The following is a 20,953-nucleotide window of genomic DNA, read 5'->3' as shown; positions in this document are numbered from 1 at the left end:
TGATTTTGATTTTTTTATTTTCCCTTTTTCAAAAGCTGAAAAACTTAGGTTGTTTGATTCTTGTTAATAACATTGAGGCCTCCGGTGGCTTCAATGACAGTCCCAGTCACAAGGTCTGAGTTCTCCTCACACAAGAAAGCGATAATCCGGGCGATATCCTCGCCTGTTCCGGACCTTCCTATCGGCGTTTTTTCTTTGCCGATTCTCATTCTGGCTTCCTCTATCGATGCTTCTTTCATGTCGCCGACAATGTCTCCCGGGCAAACCATGTTGGCGGTTATGCCGAATTCGGCTTCTTCAATGGCGATTGTCTTTGTCAAAGAAGCCAAGCCCACTTTCGCAGCGCCAAATGCCGAGCGATGAAGCCAGCCTGGCGCGTGAGCCGCACCTTGGAATCCGTACGTAATGATGCGCCCAAATTGTTGTTTTCTCATAATAGGAATAACCGCTTTGAATAAATGAAAAACGGCGCTTAAATTTCCTTCCAGCATGCCGTACCATTCATCATCAGTATAATCGGCTAACTTTTTACGTTCAAATATGTATGGTCCCGCGTTGTTAATCAAAAAGTCGATCCTTCCGAAGCGGTTTAAGGCAGTGTCTGCAATACGCAGCAGATCTTCTTTTTTGGTGACATCACCTTTTACAAATTGCAGCCGGTCAAGACAATCGGGACAGGCTTTCTTCAGGCGGCTGACTGCCTCCTCATCCTGTCTGTAATTGACTGTTACTGAATACCCCTTTGCAAGCAACGTTTCAGTCACTTTGCGGCCTAAACCCTTCGAACCGGCAGTAATTAAAGCATGTCGCACATGAATACCTCCCAAAGCAACGTCGCCGCTTTCAATAAAGTGTTTCTTCTTCTACTTTACTATAAAAGGCTTGCAATATCACTTTTTACACTTTAGCATACAAAAAAAGCTGCCTGTATAGACAGCTTATTCTGCAGAAGATGAAGACTCCTGATCAGGCATATCGACATAACCGCTTTGATATGCTTCTGAAATGAGCCTTGTTGTCTCCTGGCTTTCTTGTTCATCATAAATATAGCGTTCCGTTTCTTTTTTCATCATTCTGCCTCCCATCATTATAGAGGTAGGTTGGCTATAATGACGGGATTTTATGAAGGAAATTTTAACAAACTCCTGCTGCGACGCAAGCTTTCGCTTTCTCAAGCGCTTGCTCCACCTGTTTGAATCCGGTGCCCCCGGCGCTCATTCTTTTTTCAACTGCGTAGTAAGGGTCTAACACAGTGTAAATATCTTCTTCGAATAGTGTGCTCGCCTGCTGAAACTCGCCAAACGGCATATCGCTTAAATAGATTCCTCTTTCGATGCAGGTGTACACAAGTTTTCCGACCACTTCATGCGCTTCTCTGAACGGCATTCCTTTCTTGGCTAAATAATCGGCCAGTTCCGTCGCATTTGAAAAGTCTTGTTTTGTCGCTTGCTTCATGACGTCTTTGTTTACAATCATTGTTTGGATCATGCCTGTGAAGATTTGCAGGCTGCCCTCCACCGTTTTCACTGTGTCAAACATGCCCTCTTTGTCTTCCTGCAGATCTTTGTTGTAAGCAAGCGGAAGTCCTTTCATAATCGTAAACAGCCCCATCATATCGCCGTATACGCGCCCTGTTTTGCCACGGATCAGCTCCGCCATATCAGGGTTTTTCTTTTGCGGCATCATGCTGCTTCCTGTTGCGTACGTATCGTCAAGCTCGATGAATTTAAACTCCTGCGAGCACCATAAAATGATTTCTTCAGAGAAACGGGATAGGTGCATCATCAGCATACTGCTGTTGCTTAAAAACTCCAAAATGAAGTCTCTGTCGCTGACGCCATCCAAGCTGTTTTCATAAATAGAATCAAAGCCGAGCAGTTCCGCTGAATAATCACGGTCGATTGGGAAGGTTGTTCCCGCGAGCGCCCCGCAGCCGAGCGGAGATTTGTTAATCCGTTTCATTGAATCCTGAAAACGCTCCTTGTCGCGCTCTAGCATCCAGAAATACGCAAGCAGATGGTGAGCGAATGAAATCGGCTGGGCGCGCTGCAGATGTGTGTAGCCCGGCAGAATCGTTTCAACGTTCGCTTCTGCCTTTTCAATCAGCGCACTTTGGAATGCCTCAATCAGCTCGATGATGTGGCCGACATGATTCTTCAAGTATAAATGCATGTCAGTCGCCACCTGGTCATTCCGGCTTCTGCCGGTATGCAGCTTGCCGCCGAGCGGGCCGATTTCGTCAATCAGCATTTTCTCTATGTTCAAATGAATATCTTCATAATCGACTGAGAATTCCAATGCTCCCTCCTCTGCTTTTTGCAAAAGGGTATTCAGTCCTTCGCGGATTTTCAGCTCTTCTTCCGCTGTCAGGATACCGCATTTTTTCAGCATGGCAGCATGTGCGAGAGACCCTGTTATGTCTTCAGTGACTAAATTTTGGTCAAATGATATGGATGCGCCGAACTCGTCGACCCATTTTTCCGGTGTTTTTTGAAACCGGCCTCCCCAAAGCTTCTTCATGCTTTAATCTGCTCCTTCTTTTTCACGATGCTGTTCACTTTTGTCGGAAGGCCCCAAAGCTCAATAAAGCCAATTGCCGCATGGTGATCAAACGCATCGTCTTTTGTATATGTTGCAAGTTTTTCATCATATAGAGAATATTCTGATTTACGCCCTTCTACGATTGCATGGCCTTTAAACAGCTTCACGCGGACGATGCCTGTGACATGCTTTTGCGTTTCTTTTAGGAAAGCGTGCAGCGCGTCTTTTAACGGTGAAAACCATAAGCCGTTGTAAATGATTTCTGACATTTTTTGCTCGATGATCGGTTTAAAGTGTGCAACCTCTTTCACCAGGGTCAAATCTTCTAATTCTTTATGCGCTTTGATCAGTGTGATCGCACCAGGGCATTCATATACTTCCCGGGATTTAATGCCGACAAGGCGGTTTTCCACGTGGTCGATACGTCCGACACCGTGTGCGCCTGCCATTTCATTCAGTTTCAAAATCAGTTCAGAAAGCGTGTAAGATACGCCGTCAATGGAGACAGGCACACCTTGCTCAAATGCAATTTCAATCACTTCCGGCGTGTCCGGCGTTTTTTCCAGCGGAGCTGTTAAATCGTATGCACCTTCTGGCGGCGCCGCCCATGGATCTTCTAAAATGCCGCACTCATTCGCGCGTCCCCAGAGGTTTTGGTCGATAGAATACGGGCTGTCAAGATTGATCGGAATCGGAATGCCGCGGCTTGCCGCATATTCAATTTCTTCTTCACGTGACCACTGCCATTCGCGAACCGGCGCGATGACTTCAAGGTCAGGGTTTAATGATTTAATGGAGACTTCGAAACGAACCTGGTCATTTCCTTTCCCCGTGCATCCGTGAGCAATCGCCTGTGCATCTTCTTTTTCCGCAATTTCAACCAGCTTTTTCGCAATCAGCGGCCGAGATAATGCCGACACGAGCGGGTATTTTCCTTCATACATCGTGTGGGCCTGCAAAGAGATAAGCGCGTAGTCCTGTGCAAATTCCTCTTTTGCATCGATCACGTAGGAGTTTGTCGCGCCGACTTCAAGCGCTTTCTGCTGAACAAAGGCCAAATCTTTGCCTTCACCGACATCCAGACAGCAGGCGATGACATTGTATCCTTGCTCCTGAAGCCATTTTATTGCGACGGAAGTATCAAGGCCCCCTGAGTATGCTAATACGACTTTTTTCTGTTCTGACATGATAAAAATCCCCTCTCAACTGTGTTTCTATTTTGTATAAAAATAAATTATTTTTAATAAAAATGCATTTTGTATGTATACACTTTAACAAGTACGTTTCGTTTTTTCAAGCCTTTTATCAAAAAAACTTCACCTAAATTTCAGGTGAAGTTTCGTAGTATTTATTCATTTACTTGTCTTTTCTGATTTCTCTGACCACATGTGCAAGTTCGGGAATAATCAGCTTATTCATTGCCAGCTTAACCGCACCACTTGAGCCTGGCGTTGAGAAAACAGCGGTATGCTGAATGACACCGGCTGTTGCTCTCGACATGATTGCGGCAGAGCCGATATCCTCTGTATAACTCAGCATCCTGAATATTTCTCCAAAACCGGGCAGCTCTTTCGAAAACAGCGGCGTTAGGGCTTCAATTGTGACATCCCGATCTGCTATGCCTGTCCCTCCGTTTAAGAGTACCGCGTCTGTCTGTTCATCCATGCAGCCCGCAAGCACTGACCGCTGCAAAGCATCCTTTTCGTCTTTTACGATTTCATATGCAGCAATATGATGACCGGCTTCTTCTAAAAATGAGATCATCAGCTTGCCGCTTTTATCGGTTTCCTCTGTCCTCGTGTCACTGACAGTAATCACTTTACACCGAACGATATCGGGAGCTTCTTGTTTATGCTCTTGAACGCTCATTGGCCCACCTCTTTTATGTTTTCTGTCTGTCACTATCATGCATCAACAAAAAAGCACATTCAAGAGAATGTGCTTTCATGCGATTTATTTTGCTAAACGAACAACGTCGCGCGCAATCATGACTTCTTCATCAGTCGGAATGATCATGACTTTTACTGGAGAATGCGGATAGCTGATGAAAGCTTCCTCGCCGCGCACGTTATTAAGCGCAGGATCCCAGTATACGCCCATGAATTCTAAACCGCGAAGCACGCGTTCTCTGACTTCCACACTGTTTTCACCGATACCGGCAGTAAAGATGATCGCATCTACACCGCTCATTCTAGCAGCATAAGAACCGATGTATTTGTGGATTCTGCTTGCGAATACTTCAAGAGCCGTTTCCGCGCGCTCATTTCCTTCTTTCGTTGCTTCAACGATGTCACGAAGATCGCTAGAGAAGCCGGAAATGCCGAGCAGTCCGCTTTTTTTGTTTAATGTATTCAGTACTTCGTCAGCCGTTTGGCCTGTTTTCTCCATGATGTATGGGATCAGGGCAGGGTCGATGTTTCCAGAGCGCGTACCCATTGCAACACCGGCAAGCGGCGTAAAGCCCATTGAAGTATCAATTGATTTTCCGCCTTCAACAGCAGCAATACTTGCTCCGTTTCCAAGGTGGCAGGAAATCAGGCGCAGGTCTTTTAACGGACGGCCAAGAAGCTCTGCCGCACGCTCAGTTACATATTTATGTGAAGTGCCGTGGAAGCCGTATTTACGGATGCCGAATTTTTCATAGTATTCATACGGCAGGCTGTAAAGGTAAGACTGCTCAGGCATTGTTTGGTGGAATGCCGTATCAAAAACAGCTACCGCAGGAACATTTGGAAGCACTTCTTTGAACGCTTTAATTCCAACGATATTTGCCGGGTTGTGAAGCGGTGCCAATTCAGAAATATCTTCGATTTCCTTAATGGTTTCATCCGTTAATAAAACAGAATCGCTGAATTTTTCTCCGCCGTGAACGACACGGTGGCCAATTCCGTCAATTTCATTCAAGTCTTTAATAATGCCAAATTCCGTTAACTTATTCAGCAGCATTTTAACAGCTACCGCATGATCCGGAATATCAGTTACTTCTGTATTTTTTTCGCCGTTCACAGAAATTGTGAATACGCTGTCGGCGATACCGATTCGTTCAACTAAACCCTTCGTTAAAACGGTTTCTGAAGGCATTTCGAAAAGCTGAAATTTCAAAGACGAGCTTCCTGCGTTAATTGCAATAATTTTGGACATGATTGACGCTCCTTTATACTCTGTATCAACAACTTCGTTTTTCGTACTTTTTTCCCGGAAAATATCAACATCTTCTCCGAAAAATATCTGACTTTTCCATTTAAACATTGTCATGTCGGCTTTTCAAGTCAACTTGCGTATTGATAACGCTTTCAAAAAGAAGTCGTTATTTTCAGACACATTCCCTATAGGTTTTGTATTGATGAACGCTTACAATTTGCGGTTTTTTCCTCTGTATTTTGTGTTTCAAAGCTGGATTCAATTCGTCAAGTCCGTCTTCAAAAGCATAAATAAAAGCAGCTTAGGCATCGACCACATACGGCTGCCTAAGCTGCTTTTAAAACACTTACTTTTCTTTTTTAAACCATTCATCAAATTGAGCCATCATATCAAGCATCGCCTTTTGATTGGAGAAAGACGGAAGATTCGCAAGGAGAATTTGCCCAGGCGCATTCGTCTTCTCTCCTTGTTTCTGAAGCACAAGGATGCTTTTGGCATGAGCTTCGTCTTTAAAAATAGATTTTGGCAGCTGCAACAGCGCGTTGATATGAACCTTATCTTTTAAAAACTGTTTCAGCTTGCCGCTTTGGGAGCTCTCAAACAAATGATTCGGAATCATAAAAAATAAGTAGCCGCCAGGTTTGGTATGCTTGACGCTCTGTTCAATAAACAGATGATGCGCGAAGGAATGGCCTTCGTCAGCTTTGAGCTCAAACGCTTCTGCTCCTTCGTCATTTGGATAATAGCCGACTGGCAAATCACAAATGACCGTGTCCACTGGATCGATAAACAACGGCTCAAGGCTGTCCTGATGGAAAAGCTCAAGCTCTTTTTTCAGAAGGTTCGCTTGGGCATACGCGATCTTCAAAAGCACATCATCAATTTCAATGCCAAAGCTGGTTGCCGTTTTTTCAGACAGCTGGTTCAGCACGGTAAACAGAAGGTTTCCGGTTCCCAAGGCTGGATCAAGAACGGTCAGTTCCTTTTTATCCGCCATAAACTTATTCACCAAATAGCTGATGAAAAGCCCGATCGTATCCGGCGTCATTTGTCTGTTCGGATGAGAGATATCCTTCATTCCTTTAAGGACGGCAAGCTGAAAAGCTTTGCGCACCCACTCATGCTCATATGTGCCGAATTCCGCTTTTTCAAGCAGAGCCTGAAGCTGTTTGGTTTTCTGATCAGCAGGCAGTTTCAGCTGATCTGTTTTTTCAAGAAAATACATTTCTCCTGCTTCGGCCAGGGCCTCTATATATGAAATCTGCAATTCATTCTTTATCATAATCGCGGCTTCGTCTAACAGCTCATACACCGCACCTACATGGTCTTTTTGCATATGTGTTCCTCCTTGCCATGAAAAAAGCTCCGGCGGCAGCCTGGAGCTTTTTTCCCTGCTTACTTCACTAATGCCTTAGCAGCCTCAATTGGCTTTTCATAGTTCGGGTGGTTTGTTGCTTCGCTTACATATTCAGCGTAAACGACTTTTCCGTTCTCATCAAGGACAAATACGGAACGCGCAAGCAGACGAAGTTCTTTAATATACACACCGAACGCTTCGCCAAATGACATATCTCTGTGGTCAGACAGTGTTTCCACTTTGTCGATTCCGTTAGCACCGCACCAGCGCGCTTGTGCAAATGGAAGGTCTGCACTGATTGTGTAGACGTTGACATCTCCAAGCTTTGCAGCTTCTTCGTTAAAACGGCGTGTTTGTGCATCACAAACACCTGTATCAATTGAAGGGATAACAGAAATAATCGTTACCTTTCCTTTCATGTCAGCTAACGATTTTTCTTCAAGGCTGTTAGTCAGCACTGTGAAATCAGGAGCTTGATCTCCTACCTTCACTTCTTGTCCGACAAGTGTAACCGGACCGCCTTTGAATGTAATTTCAGCCATTATAATTCCTCCCTTTTGTATGTATGTCTCTATCATAGTAAAGTTTCCTGCAAACTGCAAAGTTTATGCCAAAAAAAAGTTAACTGCGGCCGGCGCAGTTAACCTTTTTTAATAATTCATATTGTTCATTTGGTTTTGATTTTGGCCCTGGCCTTGGTTCTTGTTATTTTTCTTGAACATTTGCTGAATGCGTTCAAGTGTTTGAGGGGCTGCGTCTAAAATTTTCTCTATTAAATGAGTATTTTCATCTAAATGAAGCATTCTGATCCCTGTCGATCCGACAATTAAAAACGCGATCGGCGTAATGGACACACCGCCCCCGCTTCCGCCTCCGAAAGGAAGTTTCTGTTCTCTTGTCTCATCGTCTTCCGATTTCTTTTCTGCTGGCTTTCCGCCAAACTCGCTTCCGCCTGCGGCGAACCCGAATCCGACTTTAGAAACAGTTAAAATCACACTTCCATCAGGCGTTTCTACTGGATCTCCGATGATGGTGTTAACATCAATCATTTCCTTCAAGTTTTCCATTGCGGTTTTCATTAAACCTTGGATGGGATGGTCTGCCATATACGCTTCCTCCTTAAACTGATGAATCATTCTTTGAAGTCATTCGAGCCGACGGATTCTTCTTTAATACGGATAGCTCCCGTCCGTATTTGACGAATTTGAAAGCTGCAAGCATAGCATGTCCAAAGCGAAAAAAGAATATACACTGAAAATGGGTCTTGGAAACCGGGACTTGAAACGAAGGGATCACCTCATAAACAGGTTTATTTACAAAGTCCAGATGGTCGTAGAGCATCGCTGTGATACCGCCTTTCACACCCCATACAGCACCTGTTATCACACCTGTCACTGCCGCGTCCTGAATTCCGATAACTGTAATCCATTCCAGCTTTGTGATATGTAAATGCGCGAGAAAAGAGGCACTTATTTTCCGTAATCTGGTGACCTGATGCAAAAGCATTTCAATCTTACTAATGCTTTGCTGCACATCGTTTTGTGTGATTTTCTTCTTTCCGCTGCTTTTTTTCATTTTAGATTCAGTTTTTTGTTTGATATCCACTGTTCCGTCTTCTTTGTTCAGCTTAATCGTCGGGATTGTTTTTTTGATCCTTATCAGGCCAAACAGCGCCGTAATCTTCAATGTCAATTTGTCATTATCATCGGCATGAAGATACTCCAGCGCAACATGGATTTTCATTCTGAGAAGCAGTACGACCCCTATGAGAATAAGAATGGCTGTCAGTGCATACACCATATTCTTCACTTCCTCTAGGAGCATTATCGCCAAATCCTAAAAAAATAAACCCGGACAGAGGTCCGGGTTATCAGTTATTTGCGGTATAATTTTTCATGCACCACGGTGGTATCCGCGATGTAATCATGAATCCCTTGTTTTGTAGGTGAAAAAGCAACAACGATATATAAAATCCAAATCTTATCAATATACCGTCCAACCACTTCACGAAAAATCACTGTACTCCATGTCAGCTTGCAATCTTGCTTCACAGAAACCACTTTGAGGCCGAACACCATTTTACCCAGCGTCTGCCGGAAGTATTTTGTCATTATTGCGAAATAGGCAAGATAAACAATAAGCGTTGTCACACTGTAGGCCGAGAAGGTAAACATGCCGGATGATTTCGGCAGATCCATTACGGTAAAGAGGGGAGAAACGAGTAAATGGTTTAATCCCCATACCACGAGCCAATCAAGCAGGAAAGCCCAGAAACGAACCCAAAAGCCGGCATAGGCATGTGTCAGCTGCTCCGCTTCTTGCGGGCCTTTGATGTCATTGCGCTCTAACTCTTCATATGTCGCGTCCATTATTGTTCCCTCCTACTTCGCATAGAGATACATCATTCTCGGCGAACCGGATTGCGAAAGCATTTCTCTCATATTTAAAAAATCAATTTCACTTTTAAACATTTTGTTTGCGCCCATGGAAAACAATGAGCCTAATCCGAAGCTTTCCTCATAAGAAATGACAGAAGCGTTTTTCAAATCCTTGTGATCCTTTTTCATCGCCGAAATAGTGTCATCATAAAAACCAAGCTCATCAACGAGATTCAGTTTTTTCGCCTGACGCCCGTCATACACGCGGCCGTCCGCAATTTTCTTTACCTCTGCTTTCGACATGCCGCGGCCTTTTGAAATAACATCAACAAAGCCCTCATACGAATTATCAACCATTGATTGCATGATGTTTTTTTCTTCTTTCGTCATCTCACGGGAAGGAGACATAATGTCCTTGTGAGCCCCGCTCTTAATTGTTTCAAAAGAAATACCGAGCTTATCGGCAAGCTTTGAATAATTGACGCTTTCCATAATGACGCCGAGTGACCCGGTCAGGGTTTCCGGTGTCGCAAAAATCTTATCAGCCGCCGTTGAGATGTAATAGCCGCCGGATGCCGCCATCGATCCCATCGACACATAAATCGGTTTTTTTGTTTCTTTCTTGATTTCTTCCAGCTTCTTATGTATTTCAGCACTTTCATATACTCCGCCGCCCGGAGAATTCACCTTCAGAACAATGCCTTTGACCGTCTTGTCATCTTTTGCGCGCTCAAGGTTTTTTAAGAACGTTCTGTGGTTATATCCGTCTGCACCAAGCAGACTGCTTGAGTCCCCATTATCCTGGATGGTGCCGCTGACCTCTAATACGGCAATTTTACTTGAGAGACTGCCGTTTTCCAGCGTCTTTTCCTGCGATTCATCCGTCAATGATGTAAGATCCGTTTGAGCGCCTTTGACGCTTTCAAAGAAACTCATAGAGATGCTGACGATAATAGACACGCCGAAAATCCCCAGAGCTATCACTAATGCGATCCATCTTTTTGCATTCATTTTTTCTCCTCCTTTTTCCCAAACTCTCTCATTATACGATTCAATATGAAAAATGTTTCACTTCATGAGAAAGCTCCGGCTTAACGGGCTGCCGGCAAACGTGGTACACTTATGGCCAAAGGTATTTTATCACAAATACTGGATGGGAGAAAAACTTAAATATGACAGCAAAGGGGAAATGGGATATGACCGAACAACGCCGTAATGTTTATTTTTTTCACAAACAGGACCAGGAAACAAACGAACAAGCCCGCTCGTTAACACAATTGGCTGAAGAGCATGGATTTACCGTTGTGAACCAGCACTCAGATGCCAATATTATTGCCAGCATTGGCGGGGACGGCACATTTTTGCAGGCAGTCAGAAAAACGAATTTTCGCGACGACTGCTTGTACGTCGGCATTACCAAAAAGGGGAAAGCTCATTTATATTGCGACTTTTATAGTGATGAGCGAGAAAAAATGGTCGATGCCATGACGTTTGAACAAATTGAAGTCAGAAAATATCCGCTGATTGAAGTGACAGTGGATCATGCCAGTCCTTTTCACTGCTTAAACGAGGTATCCATCCGTTCAAGCATCATTAAAACCTTTGTGATGGACGTGCTGATTGACGATCTGCACTTTGAAACGTTTAGAGGTGACGGGATGATTATCTCAACGCCTACAGGCAGCACCGCCTATAACAAGTCTGTTGCAGGAGCGGTTGTTGATCCGCTGCTTCCATGCATGCAGGTATCAGAGCTTGCATCCCTTAACAATAACACCTACCGGACACTCGGCTCGCCATTTGTCCTCAGCTCTGACCGAAAGCTGACCCTTCGTGTGGTGCAAGACGGCAACGAACACCCAATCATCGGCTTGGACAATGAAGCACTCAGCACGAGAAATGTGAAAACGATCGAAATCAAACTGTCTAATAAAAAAATAAAAACAGTCAAACTAAAGGACAATTCATTTTGGGAAAAAGTGAAGCGTACTTTTTTATAGAAAATAAAAGGACAGGCTGCTGCCTGTCCTTTTATGATTTCTCATATACAATCTGGCCGTTAATCACGGTTTTTTTAATATCTAAAAGATGAAGCTGTGCGGGGTCAATGGCAAACGGATCACCACTGAGAACGGTAAAATCCGCGTCATAGCCTTCCGCAATTTTTCCGCGTGACTTCTCTTTATAAATGATTCCGGCGCTTCCTTCTGTATAAAGCTTTATCGCTTGATATACAGATAAACATTCACTTTCATTATAGCTTGGCCCATTATGCTCATGACTGCTCTTGCGAAGCACTGCCGACTGGATCCCAAGAAGCGGGTCAACAGGCTCAATCGGAGCGTCTGAACCGCCCGCGCATAAAATGCCTTTAGACATCAAGGTTTTCCAAGCAAATGATGTCTTCATCCGGTCTTTTCCGAGACGGTCAATGACCCACGGAAAATCGCTTGCAACGAAATGCGGCTGAAGATCAAGCGCGATTGGCATGTTTGCTGCTCTCTCGATTAATTCCTTATCAAGCACTTGGGCATGGATAAGTCGATCATGCCGGCCGTTTTGGGGCGGATGCTTTTCTATTGCGTTGAGCACTTTTTCAAAAGCAAGATCGCCGATTGCATGAACAGCAACCTCCATCCCTTTTTCTCTTGCTTTTCGAATGAGGCGGCCAAGGGTTTCGTCATCATGAACCTGAACGCCATGAGTTGATGGATCATCCTGATATGGTTCTTTCAATAAAGCCGTTCTCCCGCCAAGCGCCCCATCCGCAAAGATTTTCATCGCTCCGAACTCTACATACGGGCCGAGCGGCTTCTCCAGCTGCTCCCATCGATCGACAGCCTCATGATGAACGAGCAGATGGCAGCGGAACGGATACTTTCCGCTAGCGGCAGCTTTCTCATAAGCTTTCATCGGCACCGAAACATCACCATAATAGGACAAGTCTTCCGAATGTCCGCCTGTCAGGCCTTTTGTCCAGCAGTCCTCTATTGCAGCCGTTAATGCCTCATCAACATAGTGCTGGGAGACCGGCGGGACAGCCTTTAGAATCAAATCCTGCGCCTTATCAAAAAGGAGGCCCGTCGGCTCTCCATTTGCATCTTTTACGATGACGCCGCCGTCAGGATCAGGAGTGTTTCTTGAAATTCCCGCCGCTAGAAGAGCCGCAGAATTAACGGCTATTGCATGCCTGCATACTCGCTTGAGCAAGACGGGCCTGTCTGGAAACAGGCGGTCTAGATCATGCTTATTTAAATAGTCCGGTGTCTCAAACTGATTTTCATTCCAGCCCTCTCCAATGAGCCACTCGTCTTCAGGAAGCTGCCGCTCTCTTTCCTTTGCAGCCTGTACAATCGCTTCTTTAGACGTCAGTGCGGACAGATCAAGCTGAAGCTGTTTTTCGCCGTGGCCGATCAAATGTAGATGGCTGTCAACAAAACCGGGGAACATCACTGCTCCATTCAGGCTGATTTCTTCTGTTTCCGGGGAGCCGTACTTTTCCTTCAGATGTTCATAGCTGCCGGTGCCTTTTATGACACCATCCTCAACATAAACTGCCTCTGTCCGATCGCCTTCTTCGAGCATCGTATAAATGAAACCGTCGTGCCATATCGCCTTCATTCACGTTCACTCTCTTTCTTTACGCCTTTTTATTGGCTTTGAGCTGTTCTTCACGTTTTCTTAATTCCACTCGTCTGATTTTTGCAGAAGCCGTTTTCGGCAGGCTTTCCACAAATTCAATTTCTCTTGGGTATTTGTATGGAGCGGTAATCGTCTTCACATGATTCTGCAGTATTTTGACAAGCTCATCACTTCGTTTTTCATGATTTTGCAGGACAACGTATGCCTTAACGATGGAGCCTCTGATTTCATCAGGGCTTGCGACAACAGCACACTCTTTTACTTCAGGGTGCTTAACAAGCGCGTCTTCCACCTCGAATGGCCCGATCGTGTAGCCGGAGCTGATAATGATATCGTCATTTCGGCTTTCAAACCAGAAGTAACCTTCCTCATCTTTTCTCGCTCTGTCTCCAGTTAGGAAATAATCGCCGCGAATTTGTGTTTTCATTCTTTCCGGATCTTTAAAATATTCCTTAAAGAGCGCAGGCGTGCTGAGGTGAACAGCGATATCGCCAACCTCACCAGGTTTGCAGACTTCACCGTCTTCATTAATGATTTCCACCTGATTTCCCGGTGTTGGTTTTCCCATGCTTCCCGGTTTAATAGCCGTATCTTTCAAAACACCGACTAAAAGCGTGCTTTCTGTTTGGCCGTATCCGTCCCGTACCTTAATGCCGAAATGCTTTTGGAAAACATCAATGACTTCACGGTTGAGCGGCTCGCCTGCTGAAACAGCGCTGTGAAGGGCAGAAAGATCAAAGCGGTCCAAGCCTTCGACCTTCGCCATTAAGCGGTATTCTGTCGGCGTACAGCAGAAAACATTGATTTTGTAGCGGTTTAAAAGCTCTAAATATTTTTCTGCTTTGAATCTGCCGTGGTACACAAAACCCGTTGCTCCGCTGCCTAGCACCGCTAAAAATGGACTCCACACCCACTTTTGCCAGCCAGGGGCAGCAGTCGCCCAGACGACATCCTTTTCAGAAATATCAAGCCAAGCGCCGGCAGAAGTTTTTAAATGAGCAAATGCCCATCCGTGTGTATGTACAACACCTTTCGGCTGACCTGTTGTCCCGGAAGTATAAGATAAGAAAGCCATATCATCTCTTGTTGTGTCAGCTGTTTTAAATTGGCTTCCGTCCGCTTCAATTGATAAGAGATTTTTCCAGCCGGCATCATTCTCACCAATAGACAGTGTAATCAGTTTGTCAGCCGTACTGACATCACGGAAAGCGCCGATAAATTCGGAATAGACGATGGCGCCTTTTACCTCTGCATGTTCAATTCGGTATTCAAGATCCTTCGCACGAAGCATTTCAGAGCACGGAATGACAACCATTCCAGATTTCAGGATAGCCAAATAAACTGCATAGGCTTCTAGCACCCGCGGAACCATTACAATCATCTTGTCTCCCTTTTTAAATCCAAGATCAGCTAAGACCGCTCCGATTTTATTTGTTTCTTCCATCAGCTTTTCATAAGACCATGATTCTTGCTTGCCCGACTCGTCCTCCCATAGAAGAGCGGTTTTTTGTCCAGCGGCACTGAACTTTTCCATTTCATTCACTAAATTATATTGCATAGGGGCAATTAAATCTTCACGTTTTAACACGAACAACTCCTCACTTTCTCCACCCATTATACATAAATACAGGCTCTTTCCGTAAGGATATGCCTAAAAACAACCTCTGTAAACATAGATTTTATAGGCCGCTGGTCCTTTTTTATATGTAAAAAATGAAAAGGAGTGGGGATTCCCCCACTCCAAAGCCATTATGTGAAATTGTAAATTAGAATTGTCCTCCGCCCATGTTTTGTTGAGCAAAAGATACAAGACGTTTTGTGATCTCTCCTCCAACTGAACCGTTAGCGCGAGAAGTTGTGTCTGCTCCAAGGTTTACACCGAATTCAGAAGCGATTTCTAATTTCATTTGGTCGATCGCTTGAGCAGCTCCTGGTACTAAAAGGTTGTTGCTGTTACCTGAGTTATTGTTAGCCATGTGTCTCACCTCCTTGTGAGTATAGAATGTGTTAAAACACATGGCTTCATTCACAAAAACTTTGGTAATTGTATACAGGAGCTAGAAATGGCTTTAAAAGAGTTCAGCGAATTTATCGTTAGCCTCTTGTTCGCTATACAGGGTCATTGTCTCAATGTTATCAACCGCTTCTTGAATATACGGCTCGAAATCAACAAAGCTTTCAAAGTGTTCAATTTTCTCTTTTTTAGGGCGTGTTTTCGGGCTTGGCGGCGTAAAGATCGTGCAGCAATCTTCAAACGGCTGAATGCTTGTCTCATAAGTGCCAATTTCCCGTGATTTTTCGATGATTTCTGTTTTATCCATGGCGATTAACGGGCGCAAAATCGGTGTTGACGTCACCGCATTAATCGCATACATGCTTTCAAGCGTTTGGCTCGCTACCTGACCGAGGCTTTCTCCCGTAATGATGGCAAGCCCGTTTCTCTTTTCTCTGATTCTGTCGGCGATCTGGAGCATAAGGCGGCGGGTTGCCGTCATCGTGTAATTTTCAGGAATTTGTTTTTGGATGAGCTCTTGCGTTTTTGTAAATGGAACGATATGAAGCGTCATGCTTCCCCCAAAACGGGACAGGCATTTTGCCAGATCCATTACCTTTTGCTTTGCGCGCTCACTCGTGTATGGCGGGCTGAAGAAATGAACAGCTTCTACCGACAGCCCCCGTTTCATCGCATAAAAACCGGCTACAGGACTGTCAAAACCGCCTGAAAGCATGAGCATCGCTTTTCCTGCTGAACCAACCGGCAGCCCGCCTGCACCTTTTTCATCACGAATTGTCAAAAATGTTGCTTCTTCCCTGATTTCGATTCTGAGCGGGATGTCTGGGTTGCGGACATCGACCGTCAAGCCTTCTGTATTTCGCAAAATATGACCGCCGATTTCAGCGTTCATCTGGTTTGTATCTAATTCAAATTGCTTATACGCTCTCTTTGTCGCAACTTTAAACGTATCACCTGGTTTATACTGATCCTTGATAGCCTGCAAAGCAGTTGCCTTAATATCATCAAGGCGGCTGTCACACTTAATCGCCAGGCTGAAGCTTTGAATCCCAAACACCTGCTTTAAATGAGGAAAAAGAGCCTCAGGGTCCTCACCATTTAATGTAATCGTCATGCGATCCCTATTGGAAAAGTATTTCAAATTCGGATAGTCTTTCAAAACGAGTCTCACGTTTTGTTTTAAGCGCTCAATAAAGCTTTTTCTGTTTTTGCCTTTGGTCGAAATTTCCCCAAAACGAATTAATATATGATCGTAATTCATGTTCTACCTCATCATTTCCCTTAATTTTTTGATGCCAGGACGAAGCGCGTTTATAAACGGTTCTGCCACATCGCTTGTCTGGCTGTAATTTAAACTGATTCTGATGCTGCTTCCGGCAATCTGCTCTCCTTTGCCCATCTCTAAAAGAACTTTACTGGGCTTATGTTCTTTTGCTGAGCAAGCAGACGTTGTGGAGACGAATATATCTTGTTCTTCAAGCATGTGTAAAAGCACTTCTGCTTTCATCCCCGGAACAGAGAAATTAATAATGTGCGGTGCGCTATTCATTTGAGGCGTGTTGATAACGACGCCCTCAATTTCACTCAGCCTTTTCATAAACAATTCCTTTGCGGCAGTCATCGTATCAATCCGTGCAGCAAAATCAGCAGCGGCAAGATTAATGGCCTTGGCAAGCGAAACCGCACCCGCAGTATGTTCCGTTCCGGCCCGTATGCCTTTTTGCTGAGAACCTCCCGTTATGAGCGGAATAAGGCGTGTTCCTTCTTTTACAATAAGTGCGCCTGTCCCCTTTAGACCGTGAAATTTATGCCCTGATATTGAACATAGATCAATACCGGCCTTTTCAATTGCCAAGGGCACTTTATAGATGCCCTGCACATAATCAACGTGAAACAAAATGTTCGAGTGCTCTTTCAGCACTTCTCCTGCCTCTTCAATCGGCTGCACGGAACCGACTTCATTGTTCACATGCATCATGCTGACTAGGACGGTATCGGGACGGATGGCTTTTTTTAGTTCTTCAATAGAAACAAATCCGTCTTCATTCACTGAAAGATAAGTAACATCAAACCCGAACAACTCTTTCAACTGTTCTAACGATTCCGTAACGGATGGATGTTCAATAGAAGTGGTAATGATATGTTTGCCTGTTTTTATTTTTGACAAAGCGGCTCCTTTTAAAGCTGCATTATTGGCTTCTGTGGCGCCTGACGTAAATACAATATCATATTTTTTTAGGCCTAAGGACCTTTTGATTTGATTTTTGGCTGCCTGAAGCAGCTGTTCCGTTTCGGCTCCATATCGGTGCAAAGATGAAGGATTGCCAAAATATCGGCTGCTTGTCTGTTCATACACGTTCAAGACTTCATCATAAGGCTTCGTTGTTGAACTATTGTCTAAATATAACATCATTTTACTCCTTTAATATGAAAGCGATACAAAACTAATTTTATATGTTACCATAACAAATTACTGCTGAAAAAGTAAATAAAATTACTATTGACTTCTTCATGCATTCACCTATAATTAGATTTGTTACTTTCGTCATATTATCTGACAATTAATTGACAGAATATTCTACCATAGTAAAATTAGGAGGACTTATACATTATGAAATCATCACTATCAGCCAAGGAAACGATCGCGATTGGGCTTATGCTCTTTGCACTGTTCTTTGGTGCAGGAAATATGATATTTCCGCCGGAACTTGGACAAGCAGCCGGGGAAAATGTTTGGAAAGCGATGGCTGGCTTTCTCGTGACGGGTGTCGGCCTGCCGCTTTTAGGTGTTGTAGCTGTCGCTTTAACAGGGACGGATGCCAAAGGCCTTGCTGATAAAGCACATCCGGTCTTCGGAACAATTTTTACTGTCGTTCTTTATTTAACAATCGGACCGCTGTTCGCGATTCCGCGGACAGGCACAGTCTCTTATGAGATTGCCGCTGTACCGTTTGTAAGCGGGATACCTTCTTGGGTCGCGCTGCTTGTTTTCACATTTATTTTTTTCGCTATTACGTACTATCTGGCTTTAAATCCTACAAAGCTTGTTGACCGTATTGGAAAAGTTTTAACACCTATTTTGCTTGCTGTTATTGCTATATTAGTCATCAAAAGCATCGTAACGCCGATGGGGGACATTCGGTCACCGCTTGAAGCGTATGCTTCCGGATCATTGTTTAAAGGATTTTTAGAAGGCTATAAAACAATGGATGCACTTGCTTCTATTGTGTTCGGAATTGTCGTTGTCAATGCTGTTAAGGACAGAGGCATCACCAGCCGTAAATCAGTTGCTTCTGTATGTATTAAAGCGGGACTTGTTGCAGCAGCGGGACTCGGTCTGGTTTACGTTTCACTCGCCTATTTAGGAGCAACAAGCACAGATTCTGTAGGACTCCTCGGTTCAGGAAGCAAAATTTTATCTGAATCTTCACAGCACCTGTTCGGATCATTAGGAAATATCATTTTAGGCGTCGCTATCCTATTCGCGTGCTTGACTACAAGCATTGGCCTTGTCTCTTCATGCGGAAATTATTTCTCAAAGCTGATTCCTTCTTTATCTTATAAAGCCGTTGTAACGATTGTCACTGTGTTCAGCTTTATTATTTCTAACTTTGGGCTGTCAAATATCATTTTGTTCTCAGTTCCTATTTTATCAGCTATTTATCCGTTAGCAATTGTTATCATTCTGCTTTCATTTATTGAAAAATCATTTAAAGGCAGACGTGAAGTATATATTCTTTGTTTGATCGCAACTGGTATTTTTAGCATTATCGATGGCCTGAATGCCGCAAGCATTCCTCTCGGCTCTTTAAATAAAGTTCTCAGTCAATCGCTGCCGCTTTACAGCTTAGGATTTGGCTGGGTCCTCCCTGCAATCATTGGAGGCGTTGCCGGTTATCTGATTTCTCTTGTTTCCGGTTCGAATAAAAAACCAGCTAATATCAACTAGCGAAAACCAAAAAGCCTTATTGGACCCACATCCAATAAGGCTTTTTTATATTCTGAATACATATAAAAGGCCGAGCATGTATGCGCCGGCCTTTTATATACTCTTTATTGGTATTGATGCTCTTTTGTCTTTTGCGATTCTATTTTTCGGACAGCACCCGGTGCGGCTTTTTCAACTGCGGCTGCTGCTATTTCATACGCTTCACTGTAATCATATTCATAAAAACGTCTTTCCGCTTCTTTCAGCTGTTCAGATAAAATATGATTCTGGCTTCTGAACCGGTTTCCGAACTGAATGATTTTTTCAATGAGGATGACCTGCTCGACAAGTTCTTCTGATTCCCGGCTTGCCCTGTTGACGATATCTTCTGCTTGCTTCAAATGGGCTCCGGCTTCTTCCATATTTAATGGAAGTTCGTTTAGTTGATTGACTGTCTCTTGAATGTGATGATGCGCGTTCTCCAGCATCTCTTGAATATGGCCCGGAATGCCTGGAATGTTGCTAGTCTTCAGCAGTCTTGCTGTCTCAGAAATTGTTTTTTTCAAATTGCTGAGCGTCTCCCTCGCCTGAAGCTCTTCTTTTCTGAGCGCTTGCAGATTTTCACGATACTCGGCATGCTCTTTTTTCACTTCTTCAAGCTGCTTCTCTATTGAAGTAACTTCATCTACTAAAAGTGAGTAGGCGACATGCTCTGCATCGAGCTTATCTTTAACAGATGACAGCAGCTTGCCAATTTCATCAAGGCGCTTTTCAAAAGCCTGCTGTTTGCCGAGCTCGCCGGCTGTCAGCCTGTAGCTTTCCTTCACCAGCTCAGTTTCCGCCCTCGTATGCTCTTTCTCTTCTTTAAGCTTGTCATAAGCAATAATCAATTCAGGCATTTTGCTTAGTACAGATTGACCGGCTTCAACTTCGCCCTCCAGCTGCTGATAAACAGATTGAATATTTTCGTCAATAAGCTGCAGAATTGCGGACGCTTCATCAATATCCAGCTCAGTCATCAGGACATGCTCCGCCCGTTTTAACTGATTTGACAGATTTTCTAATTCCTTATCAAGCTGGATATGTTCAAGCTTGTACCCTTTTTCTTTCATCTCGGCATAGCCGTCCTTGAGCTTTGCAATCTGGCCTGGCACCGTCTGCTTACAATCAGCTAACAGCTTCGGCACGTCATCTATGTATGACTGAAGCCGGTCAAGATTCCGGTCCTGCTCAAGCAATACTTTTCGTGCAGTAATATAGTTTCCGCCTTCTGTTTCTTCTTCAAATTGTTTGATGCCGCTCCAAATTTCGTCCAGATCCTTTTCAAGACTGTCATAAAGGTCCCCGTAAAGGTGGCTGTATGCCAGCAGGTTTTTTCGAGATTTCGAATAGCGCTCCCTCACCTGTTCAATCTCTTCACGGCTCTTTTCCTCACTTGTGACAAGGTCGCTGATTTCCCGAAGAATCTTTTCAATGCTTGATTCCGCCGCTGTCAGCAAGTCGTCGATATGAACGAGCACTTGATTGGCCTTTTTAAACCGGTATTTGTCTGCATTTTCCTCGGCATCATAAAGGAGCTCTTCAACTTTCGGCATGTGGGCTGTGACAATCTCATCCCATTCTTCACGCCACTTCTCAAAGAACTCTTCTGTCTGACCCGTCATTTTTAAATGTTTAATTTTGGACATTTCTTCCACAATCGACCGATTCAGAATTTCAATCTTCCACGATTCCAGCCGGTCGATTTCGGCGTAGATTTTTTTCCTGAAAAAGTAGCCTGCCGCAAACAGCGCAAGCAGTACAATTAATAATCCAATGACAAACTCCATAATGAGCCCCCTTGCTGTTTACCTTAATCTGTCAGGGTGTTTTATTTATTCAGAAAGATTTCAGGATATGTATTGAGAAAAACTGTCGTTTTCATTGTTATTATGATACCATGTAACAAACAT

The 20,953-nt window shown here is 44.1% G+C and carries 20 protein-coding genes and 1 pseudogene; 2 read left to right on the top strand and 19 right to left on the bottom strand.

What is annotated here, in order from left to right; translation table 11 throughout:
• Positions 1 to 44: 44 nt before the first annotated feature.
• The 13 genes and pseudogenes from QA442_RS07195 to sppA form a co-directional block, all read right to left on the bottom strand.
• Positions 45 to 812, bottom strand: coding sequence for an SDR family oxidoreductase (locus QA442_RS07195; RefSeq protein WP_069840119.1), 768 nt, complete (start codon positions 810 to 812; stop codon positions 45 to 47).
• A gap of 126 nt (positions 813 to 938) precedes the next feature.
• Complete coding sequence (locus QA442_RS07190) at positions 939 to 1,070, bottom strand: hypothetical protein (RefSeq protein ID WP_041521399.1); 132 nt, start codon at positions 1,068 to 1,070, stop codon at positions 939 to 941.
• A gap of 64 nt (positions 1,071 to 1,134) precedes the next feature.
• Complete coding sequence (gene argH / locus QA442_RS07185; RefSeq protein ID WP_095432422.1) at positions 1,135 to 2,520, bottom strand: argininosuccinate lyase; 1,386 nt, start codon at positions 2,518 to 2,520, stop codon at positions 1,135 to 1,137.
• Positions 2,517 to 3,728: an argininosuccinate synthase gene (locus tag QA442_RS07180; protein WP_071581151.1), complete on the bottom strand. Its 1,212-nt coding sequence runs from the start codon at positions 3,726 to 3,728 to the stop codon at positions 2,517 to 2,519. Before QA442_RS07180 ends, argH begins: the two co-directional genes overlap by 4 nt.
• Positions 3,729 to 3,897: 169 nt before the next feature.
• Complete coding sequence (locus QA442_RS07175; protein WP_095432423.1) at positions 3,898 to 4,410, bottom strand: MogA/MoaB family molybdenum cofactor biosynthesis protein; 513 nt, start codon at positions 4,408 to 4,410, stop codon at positions 3,898 to 3,900.
• A gap of 84 nt (positions 4,411 to 4,494) precedes the next feature.
• Positions 4,495 to 5,682 carry an acetate kinase gene (locus QA442_RS07170; RefSeq protein WP_003223511.1) on the bottom strand — a complete coding sequence of 396 codons (1,188 nt, stop codon included), beginning with the start codon at positions 5,680 to 5,682 and terminating at the stop codon, positions 4,495 to 4,497.
• Positions 5,683 to 5,854: 172 nt separating this feature from the next.
• A pseudogene (locus QA442_RS07165) lies at positions 5,855 to 6,057 on the bottom strand (hypothetical protein).
• On the bottom strand, positions 6,029 to 7,018 hold the full coding sequence (locus QA442_RS07160; protein ID WP_095432424.1) for a class I SAM-dependent methyltransferase: 990 nt from the start codon (positions 7,016 to 7,018) through the stop codon (positions 6,029 to 6,031). The pseudogene QA442_RS07165 and the gene QA442_RS07160 overlap by 29 nt, the downstream one beginning before the upstream one ends.
• A gap of 59 nt (positions 7,019 to 7,077) precedes the next feature.
• Positions 7,078 to 7,581: a thiol peroxidase gene (gene tpx, locus QA442_RS07155; protein WP_003223506.1), complete on the bottom strand. Its 504-nt coding sequence runs from the start codon at positions 7,579 to 7,581 to the stop codon at positions 7,078 to 7,080.
• Positions 7,582 to 7,689: 108 nt separating this feature from the next.
• The gene (ytfJ, locus tag QA442_RS07150) at positions 7,690 to 8,145 is read right to left on the bottom strand and encodes a GerW family sporulation protein (protein ID WP_003223504.1); all 456 of its coding nucleotides are present in this window, start codon (positions 8,143 to 8,145) and stop codon (positions 7,690 to 7,692) included.
• 13 nt (positions 8,146 to 8,158) lie between these two features.
• Complete coding sequence (locus tag QA442_RS07145) at positions 8,159 to 8,839, bottom strand: DUF2953 domain-containing protein (protein WP_095432425.1); 681 nt, start codon at positions 8,837 to 8,839, stop codon at positions 8,159 to 8,161.
• A 74-nt stretch (positions 8,840 to 8,913) separates the two neighbouring features.
• Positions 8,914 to 9,408, bottom strand: a complete 495-nt coding sequence (locus tag QA442_RS07140; RefSeq protein WP_095432426.1) for an RDD family protein — start codon at positions 9,406 to 9,408, stop codon at positions 8,914 to 8,916.
• Positions 9,409 to 9,420: 12 nt separating this feature from the next.
• Positions 9,421 to 10,428, bottom strand: a complete 1,008-nt coding sequence (sppA, locus tag QA442_RS07135) for a signal peptide peptidase SppA (RefSeq protein ID WP_014664984.1) — start codon at positions 10,426 to 10,428, stop codon at positions 9,421 to 9,423.
• Between the two features lie 185 nt (positions 10,429 to 10,613).
• Here sppA and QA442_RS07130 point away from each other — a divergent pair, with 185 nt between their 5' ends.
• On the top strand, positions 10,614 to 11,417 hold the full coding sequence (locus QA442_RS07130) for an NAD kinase (RefSeq protein WP_095432427.1): 804 nt from the start codon (positions 10,614 to 10,616) through the stop codon (positions 11,415 to 11,417).
• Positions 11,418 to 11,448: 31 nt separating this feature from the next.
• On the opposite strand, the gene QA442_RS07125 is transcribed toward QA442_RS07130, so the two are convergent.
• From QA442_RS07125 to QA442_RS07105, 5 genes are all read right to left on the bottom strand, one after another.
• A complete protein-coding gene (locus QA442_RS07125; RefSeq protein ID WP_095432428.1) occupies positions 11,449 to 13,038 on the bottom strand; it encodes an amidohydrolase in 1,590 nt (529 codons plus the stop codon).
• A 19-nt stretch (positions 13,039 to 13,057) separates the two neighbouring features.
• Positions 13,058 to 14,647, bottom strand: coding sequence for an acyl-CoA synthetase MbcS (gene mbcS, locus QA442_RS07120; protein ID WP_095432429.1), 1,590 nt, complete (start codon positions 14,645 to 14,647; stop codon positions 13,058 to 13,060).
• 178 nt (positions 14,648 to 14,825) lie between these two features.
• Entirely contained in the window at positions 14,826 to 15,035 is a 210-nt protein-coding gene (gene sspA / locus QA442_RS07115) for an alpha type acid-soluble spore protein SspA (protein ID WP_003223491.1), read from the bottom strand.
• Positions 15,036 to 15,128: 93 nt separating this feature from the next.
• Positions 15,129 to 16,334 (bottom strand): tRNA uracil 4-sulfurtransferase ThiI, encoded by a 1,206-nt coding sequence (thiI, locus tag QA442_RS07110; RefSeq protein ID WP_014664989.1) that lies wholly within the window; start codon positions 16,332 to 16,334, stop codon positions 15,129 to 15,131.
• Positions 16,335 to 16,337: 3 nt separating this feature from the next.
• Positions 16,338 to 17,483 carry a cysteine desulfurase family protein gene (locus QA442_RS07105; protein ID WP_095432430.1) on the bottom strand — a complete coding sequence of 382 codons (1,146 nt, stop codon included), beginning with the start codon at positions 17,481 to 17,483 and terminating at the stop codon, positions 16,338 to 16,340.
• A 201-nt stretch (positions 17,484 to 17,684) separates the two neighbouring features.
• Here QA442_RS07105 and brnQ point away from each other — a divergent pair, with 201 nt between their 5' ends.
• Positions 17,685 to 19,022 (top strand): branched-chain amino acid transport system II carrier protein, encoded by a 1,338-nt coding sequence (brnQ, locus tag QA442_RS07100; protein WP_095432431.1) that lies wholly within the window; start codon positions 17,685 to 17,687, stop codon positions 19,020 to 19,022.
• Between the two features lie 104 nt (positions 19,023 to 19,126).
• Here the strand turns inward: brnQ and ezrA are convergent, their stop codons facing one another.
• Positions 19,127 to 20,830: a septation ring formation regulator EzrA gene (gene ezrA / locus QA442_RS07095; protein WP_069150076.1), complete on the bottom strand. Its 1,704-nt coding sequence runs from the start codon at positions 20,828 to 20,830 to the stop codon at positions 19,127 to 19,129.
• Between the last annotated feature and the right edge of the window lie 123 nt (positions 20,831 to 20,953).

Origin of the sequence: Bacillus stercoris, from assembly GCF_029772985.1 — a bacterium.
In the GTDB taxonomy this organism is placed as follows: domain Bacteria; phylum Bacillota; class Bacilli; order Bacillales; family Bacillaceae; genus Bacillus; species Bacillus stercoris.
The sequence above is the reverse complement of the archived record's forward strand: the minus strand, read 5'-3'. Positions and strand labels throughout refer to the sequence as shown.